This window comes from Saccharothrix saharensis (genome assembly GCF_006716745.1).
Taxonomy (GTDB): Bacteria; Actinomycetota; Actinomycetes; order Mycobacteriales; family Pseudonocardiaceae; genus Actinosynnema; species Actinosynnema saharense.
In genome coordinates, this window is sequence record NZ_VFPP01000001.1 from 2,071,772 (window position 1) to 2,086,751 (window position 14,980).

Here is a 14,980-nt window from a genome sequence, read left to right on the forward strand (position 1 = left end):
GGAGCACGCCTCGGTCGGCAGTGCTCCGGTGCGGCGATCGGTCCCTCCAGGGGACCGCCCCGTGGTCGGGGACAGGTCAAGCGGGCGCGGTCACCCGGCCGGCGGTCTCGGCGTCCGCGGCCGCCTCCGCCGCGGCCTCCGCGGCCCGGTTCGCGTCGTCGGCGGCTCGGGCGGCGGCACCGTCGGTGGCGACGGCGGGCTCGTCAGCCGGGATCTTCGGCAGCACCTCGGTGAAGGCGCGGGAGACGCCCTGCAGCGCCGAGGTCACCTCGCTGGGGATCACCCAGAACGTGTTGCCGGGCCCCTGCGCCAACTGCGGCAGCATCTGCAGGTACTGGTAGGCCAGCAGCTTCGGGTCGGGATCGTTGCGGTGCACGGCCTGGAACACCTGGTCGATCGCCCGCGACTGCCCCTCGGCCTTGAGGATCTCCGCCGCCCGTTCACCCTCGGCGCGCAGCACCGCGGCCTGCTTGTCACCCTCGGCGGTCAGGATCTGCGACTGCCGCTGCCCCTCGGCGGTCAGGATGGCGGCGCGCTTGTCCCGCTCGGCGCGCATCTGCTTCTCCATCGCGTCCTTGATGGTCCGCGGCGGGTCGATGGCCTTGATCTCCACCCGGTTCACCCGCAACCCCCACTTGCCGGTCGCGTCGTCGAGCACGCCCCGCAGTTGGCTGTTGATCGTGTCGCGGGAGGTCAGCGTGCTCTCCAGGTCCATCGAGCCGACCACGTTGCGCAGCGTGGTGACCGTCAACTGCTCCACGGCCTGCAGGTAGCTGGCGATCTCGTAGAACGCCGCACGCGGGTCGGTCACCTGGAAGTACAGCACCGTGTCGATCTCCACCACCAGGTTGTCCTCGGTGATCACCGGCTGCGGCTGGAACGACACCACCTGCTCGCGCAGGTCGATCGCCGGGTGCACCCGGTCGATGAACGGGATCACCACGTTCAGCCCCGGTTGCAGCGTGCGCTGGAACCGGCCCAGCCGCTCCACGTTGCGGGCCCGCGCCTGGGGCACGATCCTCACCGCGCTCAACACCACCAGCACCACCAGCAGCGCGATGACCACGGCGACGATCACTGAAGCTTCCACGAGCCACTCCCCGGGTAGACGAACGCGGTGCTGCCGCTGATGCGCAGGACCTCCACGGTGGTGCCCTCCGGGATCACGAGGCCTTCGTCGAACGGACGCGCCGTCCACTCCTCCCCCGCGATCCGCACCCGGCCGTCGTGCCGCGTCACTTCGCGCACCACGTGACCGGACGCCCCCACCAGCGCATCCACCCCGAACCGCGCGGTCTGCGGCGCCCGCAGGTGCTCGCGGGCCAACGGGCGGACCAGCAGCAGACCCAGGACCGAGAGGACGGCGAACACCGCGAACTGCGCCGGCGGCGGCAGCCCGACACCGGCGGCCCCTGCGGTGAGCAACGCGGCCCCGCCGAGGATGCCGAGCGCGGCGGTGAAGGTGAAAACCTCGACCGTTCCCAGCAACAAGCCGAGCAACAGCCAGACCAGCCAAGCGTCCATGGAGTGCTCCGTCCCGCCGGCCAACGCCCTCGTCCTCAAGCCCTTGACCTGGCTCAATGGTCCACCACCCGACGAGCCGGGACAACGGGGGAACCCGGCGGTCAGGAGGTGCTGCTCATTGCCGGACACCGGCAACGAACGCGGCTACGAGGTCTGGTCGGCGGAGGCCGGCAGGCCCAGCAGCTTGGCGCCGAGGACGGCGACGTGCAGCGAGAGCGCCTGCGACGGGTCCTCCACCGAGTACCCCGTCAACTCCTTGACGCGCTGGAGGCGGTAGGTCACCGTCCGGACGCCCACGTGCAGTTGGCGGGCGCACGCGGCGGCCACCTGCCCGTGCGCGAAGTAGGCGGACAGCGTGTCCAGCAGCGGCTCGGCGCCGCCGCGCGCAGCGCTCAGGGGTTCCAGCACGACCGACACCAGGTCGGCCAGCGCGGCGCTGTCACGCAGCAGCACCTGGTAGACCAGCAGGTCGCCGGCGCGGTGCACGCGTCCGGGCAGCGCGAGTCGCTCCGCGATCCCCAGCGCGTACTTGGCCTGCTCGAAGGAGCGCACCACGCCACCCGGTCCCGACTGGGCGCGCCCGACACCGACCGACCACGGCTGGTCGGGTCCCAGGGCCGCGGCAACCTGGCGCACGAACTCGTCGAGGGCCCCGCTCATCGCCTTGGGGGTGACGCAGACGAGCAGGTCGTTCTTGGTGGTGATGAGGACGTCGCGAGAGCCGAGCCGACCGTGCAGCGAGTTCTCCACCGCCCTGGCGACCTCACCGCCGTCCACCAACGGCTCCGAGGCGGCCACGGCGGCGACGACGTTGCTGCCCGCCAGGCGCAGGCCGAACCGCTCCGCCCGCTCGGCGAGCCGGCCCGGGTTGCGCCCGTCGAGCAGGTCGTCGACGAACTCCCGGCGGAACGACTCCTCCTGGCGCACCGACCAGCGCTGTGCGGTTCCATAGCCCTCCGCCACGGCCATGACCGCCTTGTCGGCGGCCTTGAACACCGCCTCGCCCGCGGCGCGGACGACCTCGACGTCGGTCACGTCGCGCACCCCGGACAACAACGGCCACGCCAACCACGTGGCGCTCAGGTGCAGGTCGATCACGTCGTGCAGGGGCACGCCCCGCTCGGCCGCGCGGGCACCCGCCTCCCGCCGCACCCGGAGTTGGTCCGCGCCCAACCGCCGCCGCGTCGAGCTGACCTCGTCCAAGCCCTCCAGGTACCCGTCGAGGAGGTCGGCCGGCACTCCGCGCGCGGCGCGACCGGCGCGTTCGGCGACCTCCGACAACGCGCTCGTCCCGGGCACGGCCGCCCTCCGTCCGGTTCGGGCCGCGCGATCGACTTCCGCCCCCGGGGCGGCTTCGGCCGGATCCTCCGTCGGGTCGGGTCGTCCGGACACCACGGCGCGGTCCCGCTCAGCGCTTCTCGGCCGGCACGGTGCGCTCCAGCGCCGAGATCGGCACGGTCCGCCCCGTGCCGCGCACGTAACGCGCGTCGAACTCCGCCGGCCCGAGCTGCTCGACCTCACGCCAACCGCGCTCGGCCAGGAACGCGCCCACCTCGTGCGGGTGCAACCCGAACCGCCAGACGGGCCGTCCGGCCACGAACCGGCGGTGCAGCGCCTCGGAGCCGTACATCTCGTCCCCGTCCAGGACGTCCTTCCGCACGTAGGTGGACACCAGGCGGCTGCCGGGCGCCTGGTCCGGGAGGAAGTCGAAGGTCCACCGCACGCCCTCCCGGGTCAGGTACCGGGTCACCCCTTCGCACACGACCAGGCACCGCTCGCCGGAGTCGCGACCGTGCGCCGTCGGCACGCCGGACAGGTCCTCGCTGTCGAGGTCGACCGGCACCAGGACCACCCGGCGGTGGGCGGGGAGCCGCTCGCGCTTGTGCGCGACGTTGACCGGCAGGTCCACTTCGAACACCACCGCGTCCGCGGGCACGGCCGACCGGTGGGCGCGGGTGCCCGGTCCGGCACCCGGGACCACCGCGGATCCGATGCCGTCATCCAGCGCCCGGGTGAACCGGTCGTCGATGTAGCGCTTGCGGCAGGCGACGCCGCCCCACACCCCGGGCGCGGCCCGCTCCGACGCCCTGATCAGCGCCGCGCGGACGGCGGGTCGCCCGGCCAGGCGCGCCACCCACCTGGACAGGGGCGGCAACACCGGGATCGCCAACGGGTCGTGGAGCAGGCGTTGCCCCGGCGAGCGGTGTTGCTCCACGGCCGCGATCACCATGGGTCCGACCGCCGTGCCCGCCACCCCGGTCACCACGACCGGCTCCTTCCCCCGCGGCCGACCCCTCCGGCGGCGGCCGGGACGGTGCCGAGCACCACCAGCCGGTCCCGCTGCGTGCGACTCGGCCGTCGTGGGGTGCTCGCGCCGGTGACGTGCGCCGTCGCGCAGCACCGCGGGCCGCCGGCGCACGACCCGCTTCGGCGGGCGGCACAGGGCGTTCGGCGGCGATGTCGGCGGCGTTGTCGGCGGCCGACCGGCCCGCATCGACGATCATCGTCGGGCACGGGGCGGGGGGCTTCGCGTCCGCGGACGTCGTGGCGGAAGACGGCGATGTGCCCGGTCATGAGCGGCTCCTGGTCCAGGACGGCGACGAACCCACGCCGACCAGGCTTCCCGGCACACCGGGCACGATCGTACCCGCCGAAGCACCCGCCGGCTCCCCGGTCCGTCCGCGGTGTCCCGTACCGCTCGGTCCGCCACGCGACCGGTCCCCCTCCTGCCGGTTTGGCCGCCGCACGTCCGACTCGGTAGCGTGGGCCCGCCGCACCCCTCGTGCCAGGTGGGCGGCTGGTGTGCCGGGAAGTCTGGTCGGCGTCCGTGACCGACCGTTCCCTGGAGTCGTCCGTGCCCGTCCCCACTGCGGCTCGCGCCCGCCACCACGCGTCCGCCGCCACGTCCGGCCGGTTCCGCCCGGAGCTGCAGGGCCTGCGCGGCGTCGCGGCGCTCCTGGTCGTGGTCTACCACGTCTGGCTCGGCCGGGTCTCGGGTGGCGTGGACGTGTTCTTCCTGATCTCCGGCTTCCTGCTGACCGGCCAACTGGTGCGCGCGGCCGCGGGCGACGGGATCGCGTTCCGGCCGCTGTGGGGACGGATGATCACGAGGCTGTTCCCCGCGGCGTTGACCGTCCTCGTCGCGGTCCTCGTCGCGGGCTTCGTGCTGCTGCCGGAGAACCAGTGGTTCCAGACCATCCGCGAGGTCGTCGCCGCGGCGCTCTACCTGGAGAACTGGCAACTGGTCGCCGACTCGGCCGACTACTTCAGCCGGCACAACGAGGCCAGCGTCGTCCAGCACTACTGGTCGCTGTCCATCCAGGGCCAGTTCTACCTGGTCTGGCCACTCCTGGTCGCGCTGGTCGTCCTCGTCGCGCGCCGCCGCGGCCACCCACCGCACCGGGCCCTGGCCGCCTGCCTGTCGACGGTGTTCGCCACCTCGCTCGCCTTCTCGGTGGTGCTCACCGCCACCGACCAGCCGCTGGCCTACTTCCACTCGCTCACCAGGGCGTGGGAGTTCGCGCTCGGCGGTCTGCTCGCGCTGGGCCTCGTCGTGCTCACCCCGGCCACCTGGCTGCGGCCCGTCCTGGGCTGGGTCGGCCTGGTGGGGCTCGTCGCCTGCGGTCTCGTGCTGCGCGTCGGCAGCGTCTTCCCCGGTTGGGCCGCGCTGTGGCCGACGTTGTGCGGCGCCGCGGTCATCGCCGCGGGCGGCAGCGGGAGCGCGTTCGGTGCCGACCGGCTGCTCGCCACCCGGCCCGCGCGCTACCTGGGCGACCTCAGCTACACGCTGTACCTGTGGCACTGGCCGGTGCTGGTCTTCTACCTCGTCGTCCGCGACCAGGACGAACCAGGGCTTCGCGGCGGTGCGGTCGTCATCGGGTTGTCGCTGGCCCTGGCCGCGATCACGCACCACCTCGTGGAGGAACCGGTGCTCCGATCACCGCTGCGCGCGGCCACCGGGTGGGGCGCCTACCGCTTCGCCGCACTCGCGCTGGTCGCGGTGCTCGTGGCGGCCGGTGGCTGGCAGCTGGTCGCCGAACGCAAGGCCGCCCTGCACGCCGCTGTCGTCGACGACCCCGACCACCCCGGCGCCATGGTGCTCGAACCGGGCTTCGAGTACTGGGGTGCGGAACACCCGTCCGTCGCTCCGCCGCTGGTCGCCCTGCCCAAGGACTTCGCCGGCATCGAAGGCGCCACCTGCACCACTGCCTCCTACAACAAGGAGCTGACGTACTGCCACAGCCCGGTCACCGGCGTACCCGACAAGCGGATCGTCGTCGTCGGCGACTCCCACATGCAGCAGTACCTCGCCGCTCTCGACCAGGTCGCCAAACGCCGCAACTGGGAGGTCATCGCCATGAACAAGGGCGCCTGCCCGTTCTCCACCGAGTCCAACGCGATGCCCGGTGACGCCAAGTGCCTCGAGTGGAACGCCGACGCGGTCGACAAGATCACGTCCCTGCGCCCCGACCTCGTGCTGGCCAACGGCACCCGCGACGTCCGGTCCGGGCTCACCGAGGAGACGCCACCGGGCTTCGTCGCCCAGTGGCGGAAACTGGAGGAAGCCGGGATCGTCGTCGCGGCCGTGCGCGACAACCCGCGCCACCTCTTCAAACCCTCGGAGTGCGCGAACACCCACGGCGCGGAGGCGCCCCGCTGCGGCACACCCCGAGCCGACGTGCTCAGTCCCGAACCACCGTACGCCCGCCTCCCCGACCTGCCGTCCAACGTGGAGTTCCTCGACTTCAGCGACTACTTCTGCCCCGGCGACCGCTGCCCACCGGTCATCGGGAACGTCTACGTCTACCTCGACGACAGCCACGTCACCGCCACCTACATGAGCACGATGTCGCCGATCCTCGAACGACTGCTCGACGAGCGCTTCGCGCGCGCGAGTGGGAACCTCTGAGCCGCGGCGATACGGAGGACCACACCCGTCCGTCACCGCAGGACAGCGGTCCACACCCGTCGAACCGGCACGACTTCCGCCATTCGCTTGCGGGGCGGGCGCCGGGTAGGGCATCTTCCCCTCCGGAGCGCCGGGAAGTCTGGTCGGCACACCCACTCGCGACCGCGGTGGGCCGTTCGACGTGGGCGGAGGGCCTCATGCGTCACCCGGCGAAGCGCCGTTCCGGACCGGAGCGGACCTCCTCGCGCATCCCGTCGCCGTGGACGGCGGCCTGATGGCGTTCCCCAGCGCGATTCCCGGTGTGACCGACTTCGGCGCCGCATCGACGCTGCAGCCGAGGTGGATGCGGACGAGAACGCTGTTGTGGTGGTCGGCGGTGGTGCTGCCGGCGACCGTGGCGGTCGTCTGCGCGGCGTTCGCCGTGCTCGCCGGGTCGTGGTGGGCGGCGCTGCCGGCGATCGCGGCGACCACGGTCGCCGCGGGCGGCGCGTGGCGGTTGCGCCGGCGCGCACTGGCACAGCCACCGTCTTGGCTTCCCTCGGCGTTCCTGGTCGCAGGCGGCCAGACGCTGCTGGGCGTCATCCCCGGCCTCGGACTCGCGCTCTCCTCGACCTCCGGTGGCATCGCTCAGGCGCTCGCCGGGTCGCTGTTCGTCGCGGCGCTCGCCTGCGCGGTCGCGTCCTGCGTGCTCGCCCACCGGGCGAACCGGTCCCTGACCACGCCCGTCGTGCCGGAGCTGGGCGCCACCGGTGTCACGCTCGCGCTCGCCGTCCGGTTCGCGCTCGCCACCCCCGACCTGGCGTCGGCGCGGCTCGACGTCGAGGCGGACCGCCTCACGTGGTCCGCCCGCCTGCACCGGGGCAGGGGCGCCGGCCCGCGCGCCGAGCACGTCGTCCGCTTCGCCGACCTGCGTGACGTCGTCTTGACCACGCTGCCACCGCGACCCACCCCGCTGACCTGGCTGCACCTGCCGGACGGCACCGCGCTCCACGCGCCGCCCGGCCCTGCGGTGCTGGTGCGGACCACCTCCGGCGACTGGATGATCCCCGTCCACGACGCCCTGCTGGTACGAAACCTGGTGCTGACCCGAAGAGACCGCTGGGCACGGGGTGCGACCACCCGGTAACGGGACGAACACGGCAAAACACTCACAGGAACGCCGTCGGGCGGCTAACGTCCGAGCCTGCCGCGCCCGCGCTCGACCAGAGAGGTCACCCGTGATCGATCCCCACCCCACCAAAGCGGCCGAAGAGCTGGACAAGTGGGCCGCCGGTCTCGAACAGCGGGCCCAGCGGTACCGGGACCTGCAGCAGCAGATGGACGCCACCAACGCCAGTGCCGCTTCCCCCGACGGTTCCGTGCGGGTCACCGTGGACAGCAACGGCGTGCCCACCGACATCGCGCTGTCCGACCGCACCCGCGGTGCCGAACCGACCGCGTTGTCCGGCCAGATCATGGCCGCCCTGCACAACGCCCAGGCCAAGTTGCGGCAGCAGGTCCAGGCACTCGTCGCGGCGACCGTGCCGGCGGACGACGAGCCCGCCCGCAACCTCGTCGCCCAGTACCAGCAGCGATTCCCCCACGAAGTCGTCGAGCCGGACACGGGGCGCGAGGTGCACCGCGAGATGCGCATCGGCCGGGTCGAGGACGACGTACCGCCACCCCCGTCGCCGCGTCCACCCCGGCGGGCACCGGGCGACAACGGTCCCGACGACGGCTGGGAAGACCGGTCGTTCCTGCGCTGAGAGAGGGCTGGAAACCATGGCAGACGGGTTCACCGTCGACTCCGCCGAACTGGCCGGTCAGGCGGCCGCGTTGGACGGCTTGGCTTCGCGCGCGGACACCGCCGCCGACGCCGGCCGGCACGTCACCAGCCTCGACGACGCCTACGGACTGCTGTGCAGACCGTTCGCGGACCTGCTCCGGGAACCGCAGCAACGCGGCGTGGACACCCTCCAAGCCACCGCGGAGAACCTGCACCGCCTGGTGGCCGACCTCGGTGACACCGCGAAGGTGTACCGCGAGGCCGAAGAGAAGATCACCGCGGTGATGCGGGCACTGGTCAGGTCACTGGAGGCCATGTCGGCGGCGCCCCGGGTCGGAGGAGGCAACTGATGGTCGACGTGGACAACGCCAGCACCAACCCCCTGGTCGACGAACGGTCCGACCTGCGGAACAACTACCTGCAGGACGCCAACCCGCTCGAGAACACGGGCGCGCCCGACGCCGAGCGGGGCACGGGCTTCATGACCGGCATCACCGCGTTCGAAGCGGGCTGGACCATCGCCCAGGGCATCGACCAGAACGACTTGGGCCTGATCATCTCAGGTGTGGCCGCGGGTGCCTTGGACGTGGTCAGCGCGGCCGTCGACCCGATCGCCTACGTCGCCGGACAGCTGTTCTCCTGGATGCTCGAACACGTCGAACCGGCTCGGGCCGCGCTGCACGCGGTGACCGGCAACCCCGACATGGTCAAGGGCTACGCCCAGACCTGGACCAACATCGAACAGGAGATGCTCAAGCTCGGCGAGGAGTTCCAGCAGACCGCCCGGACCGGGGTTCCCTCCTGGACCGGCGACGCCGCCGACGGCTACCTGCGCAAGGCCGATGCGATCGCCGGCATCGCCAAGGGCGCCGCGGGCGGCGCTCACGGCATCGCGGGCATCACCATGGCCATGGCCGAGGTGGTGGGAGGCATCCGGGTCGCCATCCGCGACCTGCTCGCCACGCTGGCGGGCGCGCTGGTCAGCTGGGCGATCGAACTGGCCTGCACCCTCGGTGCCGCCGCGCCGCTGGTCGTCGCCCAGGCCACGGCCAAGATCGCCCAGGTGGTGCGCATCGTGGCCGGCCTGCTCAGGGCGCTCGGCAAGGCGCTGTCCAGCGCGCTGACCTGGCTGGTCCAGCTGCGCGACCTGTTCGACGCCTTCTGGCGAGCGCTCAACGAGCTCAAGAAGAGCCAGGCAACCGCCCCCGCCTAGATCCCGGTCCCCCGCGCGACGAACACCGCGCCGCCACTCCGAGCGGCGTCGACCGGCTGCCGCACGGACGGGTCGCGCGAGGTTCCGGAGGTAGGCGAAGCGCAAGCCTTCGACTTCTCGGCCGGATCACCCCGAGCGTCGAAGGCTGCGCTGCCGACAGCCGCTTGGAATTCCTGGCAGAGTGATCCCGGCCATGCTGCGATCTTGTCGGATGTGCTGTTGTCCGATGGGAGGTCGGTGTGGCACGTGAGCGAGCCGCTCGCACCGCGAGACCAGGCTCCGGACGCGACAAGTCCACTTCACCAGGGACACTCGGCAGAACAGCGACTTGGTGACGGCGGACCGGACTCGACTCACATCCGACCTGCCGCCTCGCACCGACTCGGGCACCTCGGATCGAACGGCGACCTGGTGGCGACGGGAACGCGGCGGAACGCGGTCCGACCGTGACGAACGACCGGCTCTGACCTACGCGAGTCGGGAAAGCGCAGGGCAGGACCGGACCCCCATGGTTCTCACCTGACCCACCACCCTCACGATGCGGAATCTCGTCACCGGATCCGGGCAGAACACTGGTGTGGGTGGGGGCATTCGAGGCGGCGTGCGGATGCGTCGGTTCGCGCGCTACACGGCGTGCTAATGGGATGTGCGGGGTCGCGAGCGGTCGACTGAGACGTTCGACCGCGCACGCGATGCCGATCGCCCGTCAGTCGTTCGAGTGGTATGCGATGGTGGTGCGGTTGCCGTCGCACCTGGTCGAGGCGACGACGCGGCACACCTACGCGCATGTGGTGGCGTGGTATCCGGTGCCGGAGTTCGGGCGATGCGGGTGGAGTGGTGCTCCCGTGTCATGTGCAGGACTTCGGCCTCCGTTTCCGCGCAACGGGAGCGGACCAGCCGGAGATCGAATCAGCGAGCAATCCTCGATTAAGCGTCGCTTATCCGTCGGACAAGTTCGCCTGATCGGTCGACCGCGACCATGCGGACATCCGGCTGAGGTAGCGGCAAACTGCCATTGCGCGCCACATAGGAGCGCCTGAGGCAGCGGTAGCGACATGACCCGGAAGAGCGCTACCGACCACAGTGGAGAAAAGCTCACATACCAAGGCGAAGGCGAAGGCGACTCACTTCGCACTGTGCGTGATCCGGCGATCCGACCAGCACCGGTATATTGAATCGGCGACCGCCCCTCTTCGTTGCCGCGAAAGCGGCACGTGAGCAAAACGAAACGCGGTCATCATGCTGTTCCCGTGCTTCGGCTTTCCGCAAAGCCGGTCATTCACCAGGAGATGTTCAGATGGTTCGAAGTGTCGGTTCACCGGCACGGAGGCTCGCGGGCGCGCTGTCCGTGGCCGCGGTGCTCGCCGCCGTCGCCGGCTGCGGCGTGCTGGGTGGCGCCGCAGAGGAGACCGCCGGTGCTGCCGCACCGGGCGAGGTCGAGAAGAGCAGGATCAGGCTCGGCCTGCTCCCCATCATCGACGTCGCACCGGTCCACATCGCGATCAGAAGGGGTTACTTCGAGCAGGAGGGCTTGGAGGTCGAGCCGATCACCATCCAGGGCGGGGCGGCGGCCATCCCCGGCCTGGTCAACGGTGACCTCGACATGACGTTCGGCAACTTCGTGTCCTTCTTCGCCGCCCAGGCCAAGGAGTCCGCGAAGGCTGTCGGCGGCCTGCGGTTGATCATGGACGGTTACCAGGCCAAGCCGGAGATGTTCCTGGTGCTGGCCAAGGCCGACTCCGACATCGAGTCCCCGAAGGACCTCGAAGGCAAGACGCTCGGCATCAACACCACCAGGAACATCGCCGAACTGACCTTCAGGGCCACTCTGGAAGCCAACAACGTCGACCCCGGGAAGGTGACCTTCAAGGAGGTCCCGCTGCCCGACATGGAGGCGGCGGTCGAGAACGGCGTCGTCGACGCCGCCTTCTCCAGCGAGCCGTTCATCACCAGGGCCCAGCGCAACTCGGGTCAGATCGCGGTGCTCGACGCGGCGTCGGGCCCGACGGACGGCATCCCGATCGCCGGCTACGGCACGACCGGGAAGTTCCTGCAGGCCAACCCGAACACCGTCGCCGCGTTCCAGCGCGCCCTCGTCAAGGGACAGCGGGACGCCGGCGACCAACCGCTGGTGCGCCAACTGCTGACCGAGTACGCCAAGGTCGACTCGGAGACCGCGGCCTTGGTCCACTTCGGCGAGTTCCCCACCACGCTCGACGCGACCCGCCTCCAGCGCGTGGCCGACCTGATGAAGACCTACGGCTTGCTGGAGACGAGGTTCGACGTCGCACTGATGCTCGCCCCGGCGCCGGGAAGCTGACCGATCCGCTCGGGACGTGCCCGGAAGCGTGGTGGGTGACAGCGCCTCGGCGACGCCGGCACCCGCCACACGTCGCTTCGACCGGAGCCGGCGGTCTCAGCCCCTCGGAACGCCGGCTTCTGCGTACCGAGCGACTGCTGCCCCGCAGCGGCGCGGCATCCGTCGGCCACCCGGTACCGCGGAGACGGAACGCGCCGGGGTGGACCACGTCCTGCCCCGGGTTGGCGGCGGCTTGCCGGCGAGGTCGTCGCACGCGAGCGGGTGATGACCCCCGCCGCGACGCCGAACCGGTGCAGCAGGCGGCTCGGGGGACCTGAAGCAGCGTGCACGCCCTGGTGCGTCGTCGGCCAGGCGATGGTTGAAGTGGGCGAACGACCGCCGAGGCCGCCGCTTCACGATTCCGCACCCGCGCGGCAAGGTGGTCGGTGTCAGGCGGCACACGAGACACAACGGTGCGGACCGATCGCCCGGTCCCGGCCTTTCCAGCCCGCGGCGAGCGCTCGCGACCACAGCATGATCCAGATCTCGCCGATGTCGTGGTCGAACCGACGACCGCAATCGTCGCAGATGAGCAGGAGGGCAGCGGGATCACCCTCGACAGGAATAGCGGTCACGGTACTGTCGGTCGACTTTCTGATCAGGGTGGCGCCGGAAGCCGGGTGTCGGCCACCTCGGTGTGGCCGACACGCGTTCCGAGCCCCCATCGTCCCGCGGCCCTCCCACCACTGTGACCGACAAGGCCGTTCATCGACCTTGCGATCACCTTGCGATGAGGTGCTCGAGCGATGGCATGCCCCCGGACGGATGACACCGGGAGCTGTTCACCCGTCCGGAGGTGCGATGAAGGTGGTCGACTCGCGGCGGTTACCGCCCTCCGCGAGTCGCCACACCATCATGCCGCAGACCAGTGCGACCGTTCCTGACGAACACCTGACATTCGGCGTCACCCGATCGGCGTGAAGTCTCGCGAGGCGACGAAGTCCGGCCGCGGCCGGATCGCGGCGAACGGCTCCACCAGCGCGTTCTCGACGCTGTTGACCACGAAGACGGTGGAGCGCGGGAACGGGGTGATGTCGTTGCCCGAGCCGTGCGTGCTGTTCGAGTCGAACGGCAACGCCGAGCCAGCCGGGCCGGTGAACTGCTCGATGCCGTGCGCGTCGGCCGACGCGGTGAGGTTCGCCCGGCTCGGCACGCCGATCTCCTGTTCCTTCAACGACGACCTGCAGTGGTCGTCGGGTGTCCCGCCGGCGCAGGGCACGAAGGTGCGGTGCGCGCCGGGCATCAGCATCAGGCCGCCGTTGAACGGGTGGTTGTCGGTCGATGCGATGGACGCTCTCACCGCGCGCATGAGCGGCGAGCCGTGCCACGAGCTCGCTGATCCGGTGCACCTCGAAGATCGAGCGGACGTCGTCGGACTGCTCCTCGACGACGGTGCGCTCGTCGGCCCGCACGACGGGGTCGGTGCGCAGCCGACCGGCGACGTCGCGGAACACGGCAACCTCGTCAGGGCTCGATCTGTTCCCCGCGGTCGACATCGAGCTGTCCGCGATGGCGACCGGCGCGATCGGCCGTGCCCGCCCTGGGAGACACGATCCTGCGGATGCTGGTGACCCTCACCCGACCGGACAGCGGCGCGATCACCCTCGCCGGTGAGCCGCTGCTCCACGAGCGGCGCGGCGACAGCCTCGTTCCCGCCGGCGAGCAGCACCTGCGCAAGACGCGCAAGCACACCACGATGGTGTTCCAGCAGTACGACCTGTTCCCGAACATGAGAGTGCCGCGTGACGTCGCACGGACATTCGACGTCACCACGCTGTGCGTCACCCACGCCATGGAGTTCGCCCGTGACGTCTCCGACCGCGTGCTGCTGTTCGACGAAGGCCGGATCATCGAATCCGCACCACCGGACGAGCTGTTCGACGCGCCCCGGCAGGCACGCACCCGGCGGTCCCTGTGCTCGGTGATCGACGAGCCGCGACCGCCGGGATCGCAAGGTTACCGTCAGGTGCGTGCCCGATCGGAGTGGGAAGATCACCCGGTGGCGGTCGGTGACGGCGCGATTGTCCTGGTGATCCGGGAGGACGACTCGGTCTCGTCGGTGGAAGTGGCGCGGTGGGTCGAGCAACGCCTGGACGGCTGGCCACCGGAAGACGTCATGCTCGTCGGCGTCGTCGCCGGCGAGCTGTTCGACAACGCGGTGGCTCACGGCTCGGCGCCCTACGTCCTGGAACTCGACCTCGACGAGTTCGGCGAGGCGATGATGGTCACCGTGCGCGACCGGGCGCGCGGGCGGTCCTGGCCGTGGCGGCCCTCGGCGGGACTCCTGCTGGTCGACGCCCTGTCGAGCCGATGGGGAGTGCTCGCTCGAGAAGGGACCACGGCCGTCTACGCCAAGCTGGACTTCGAGGGCTGACGCCGCGCTCACGGCACGACGCTCGAGCGCCCACCGCGCGAGGGCACAGCCGCCGAGCGATCCAGTGGGCCGTCCCGGCAGTGCTGCCCGGGACGCCCGCGGGAGTCGTTGGCCCCGGCCCTCAGGGAAAGCCGAGAGGTACCACCCGGCGGATCACTGGGCAGGTCGCCCGCGAAGGGCGCGTCCACGACGGGCCTCGGCACCGCCACGCCGTCGAGGCGTTCCACCACCAGCCCGCACCGACCTCGACCACGGCCGACCGGCCAGGTCGGGGTGGTCGAACGGCGGGAAGGCCTCAGCGCCGGTGCCGCCGCGCGTACCCGTGTTCCGCGTCGCGGTCCGGGGTAGTCCGTACTCGACGTTGACCCCCGACCGCGGAGGCCGAGATGCAACCGTTCCCGTTCGCCCCCTGGACGTGGCGCGACCCGACGTGGCTGCCCGGCGTCGACACCGGCGCCGAGCGCGGGCGCGACACCGCCGGTACCGGGGACCGTCCCGACACCGGTCTGATCGGCTACGCGGTGGAGGCAACCGACGGGGCCATCGGCAAGGTCGACGAGGACAACGCCGAGGTCCCCGCCGACTGCCTGATGGTCGACACCGGCCCGTGGATCTTCGGCCGCAAGGTCGTCCTGCCCGTCGGCACCGTGCAGCGGGTCGACCACCAGGAGCGCAGGGTCTACGTCGACCGCACCAAGGAGCAGATCAAGGACGCACCCGAGTACGACCCGGACGACACCGACCGGGACGGCTACCGCCAACGCACCGGCGACTACTACAGCGAGAGCTACCGGTTGGTCCCGCCGATGTTGTGACTGCTCCGGGCGGTGCCCCTT

Annotated in this window: 12 protein-coding genes and 1 pseudogene; 8 read left to right on the forward strand and 5 right to left on the reverse strand. The window is 71.3% G+C overall.

Annotated elements, in window-relative coordinates; genetic code table 11:
• Positions 1–76: 76 nt before the first annotated feature.
• The 4 genes from FHX81_RS08185 to FHX81_RS08200 all read right to left on the reverse strand — a co-directional run bounded on the left by FHX81_RS08185 (position 77) and on the right by FHX81_RS08200 (position 3,790).
• On the reverse strand, positions 77–1,090 hold the full coding sequence (locus tag FHX81_RS08185) for an SPFH domain-containing protein (RefSeq protein WP_141976590.1): 1,014 nt from the start codon (positions 1,088–1,090) through the stop codon (positions 77–79).
• On the reverse strand, positions 1,075–1,524 hold the full coding sequence (locus FHX81_RS08190; protein WP_141976592.1) for an NfeD family protein: 450 nt from the start codon (positions 1,522–1,524) through the stop codon (positions 1,075–1,077). The genes FHX81_RS08185 and FHX81_RS08190 overlap by 16 nt, the downstream gene beginning before the upstream one ends.
• Positions 1,525–1,668: 144 nt before the next feature.
• On the reverse strand, positions 1,669–2,823 hold the full coding sequence (locus tag FHX81_RS08195) for a PucR family transcriptional regulator (RefSeq protein ID WP_211363425.1): 1,155 nt from the start codon (positions 2,821–2,823) through the stop codon (positions 1,669–1,671).
• A 109-nt stretch (positions 2,824–2,932) separates the two neighbouring features.
• Positions 2,933–3,790, reverse strand: a complete 858-nt coding sequence (locus FHX81_RS08200; RefSeq protein WP_246107693.1) for an SAM-dependent methyltransferase — start codon at positions 3,788–3,790, stop codon at positions 2,933–2,935.
• A 588-nt stretch (positions 3,791–4,378) separates the two neighbouring features.
• Here FHX81_RS08200 and FHX81_RS08205 point away from each other — a divergent pair.
• From FHX81_RS08205 to FHX81_RS08230, 6 genes are all read left to right on the forward strand, one after another.
• Entirely contained in the window at positions 4,379–6,433 is a 2,055-nt protein-coding gene (locus FHX81_RS08205) for an acyltransferase family protein (RefSeq protein ID WP_141983812.1), read from the forward strand.
• A 343-nt stretch (positions 6,434–6,776) separates the two neighbouring features.
• Entirely contained in the window at positions 6,777–7,559 is a 783-nt protein-coding gene (locus FHX81_RS08210) for a hypothetical protein (RefSeq protein WP_141976594.1), read from the forward strand.
• Between the two features lie 91 nt (positions 7,560–7,650).
• The gene (locus FHX81_RS08215; protein WP_141976596.1) at positions 7,651–8,178 is read left to right on the forward strand and encodes a YbaB/EbfC family nucleoid-associated protein; all 528 of its coding nucleotides are present in this window, start codon (positions 7,651–7,653) and stop codon (positions 8,176–8,178) included.
• Positions 8,179–8,194: 16 nt separating this feature from the next.
• Positions 8,195–8,548, forward strand: coding sequence for a type VII secretion target (locus tag FHX81_RS08220; RefSeq protein WP_141976598.1), 354 nt, complete (start codon positions 8,195–8,197; stop codon positions 8,546–8,548).
• The gene (locus FHX81_RS08225) at positions 8,548–9,411 is read left to right on the forward strand and encodes a hypothetical protein (RefSeq protein ID WP_141976600.1); all 864 of its coding nucleotides are present in this window, start codon (positions 8,548–8,550) and stop codon (positions 9,409–9,411) included. Before FHX81_RS08220 ends, FHX81_RS08225 begins: the two co-directional genes overlap by 1 nt.
• A 1,297-nt stretch (positions 9,412–10,708) precedes the next feature.
• The gene (locus FHX81_RS08230; RefSeq protein ID WP_141976603.1) at positions 10,709–11,731 is read left to right on the forward strand and encodes an ABC transporter substrate-binding protein; all 1,023 of its coding nucleotides are present in this window, start codon (positions 10,709–10,711) and stop codon (positions 11,729–11,731) included.
• A 943-nt stretch (positions 11,732–12,674) separates the two neighbouring features.
• Here the strand turns inward: FHX81_RS08230 and FHX81_RS08235 are convergent.
• Positions 12,675–13,242 (reverse strand): annotated as a pseudogene (locus tag FHX81_RS08235) (phytanoyl-CoA dioxygenase family protein); the annotation flags it as partial.
• Between the two features lie 89 nt (positions 13,243–13,331).
• On the opposite strand from FHX81_RS08235, the gene FHX81_RS08240 reads away from it, so the two are divergent.
• Both FHX81_RS08240 and FHX81_RS08245 read left to right on the forward strand, forming a co-directional pair.
• On the forward strand, positions 13,332–14,144 hold the full coding sequence (locus FHX81_RS08240) for a hypothetical protein (RefSeq protein ID WP_141976605.1): 813 nt from the start codon (positions 13,332–13,334) through the stop codon (positions 14,142–14,144).
• A 386-nt stretch (positions 14,145–14,530) separates the two neighbouring features.
• Complete coding sequence (locus FHX81_RS08245) at positions 14,531–14,959, forward strand: PRC-barrel domain containing protein (protein ID WP_141976607.1); 429 nt, start codon at positions 14,531–14,533, stop codon at positions 14,957–14,959.
• Positions 14,960–14,980 lie beyond the last annotated feature (21 nt).

Excerpts from the sequence above, each read along its gene's own strand:
- FHX81_RS08245 (WP_141976607.1), top strand. The coding sequence starts at position 14,531 with ATGCAACCGTTCCCGTTCGCCCCCTGGACGTGGCGCGACCCGACGTGG.
- FHX81_RS08220 (WP_141976598.1), top strand. The coding sequence starts at position 8,195 with ATGGCAGACGGGTTCACCGTCGACTCCGCCGAACTGGCCGGTCAGGCG.
- FHX81_RS08225 (WP_141976600.1), top strand. The coding sequence starts at position 8,548 with ATGGTCGACGTGGACAACGCCAGCACCAACCCCCTGGTCGACGAACGG.
- FHX81_RS08230 (WP_141976603.1), top strand. The coding sequence starts at position 10,709 with ATGGTTCGAAGTGTCGGTTCACCGGCACGGAGGCTCGCGGGCGCGCTG.
- FHX81_RS08190 (WP_141976592.1), bottom strand. The coding sequence starts at position 1,524 with ATGGACGCTTGGCTGGTCTGGCTGTTGCTCGGCTTGTTGCTGGGAACG.
- FHX81_RS08240 (WP_141976605.1), top strand. The coding sequence starts at position 13,332 with ATGCTGGTGACCCTCACCCGACCGGACAGCGGCGCGATCACCCTCGCC.
- FHX81_RS08210 (WP_141976594.1), top strand. The coding sequence starts at position 6,777 with ATGCGGACGAGAACGCTGTTGTGGTGGTCGGCGGTGGTGCTGCCGGCG.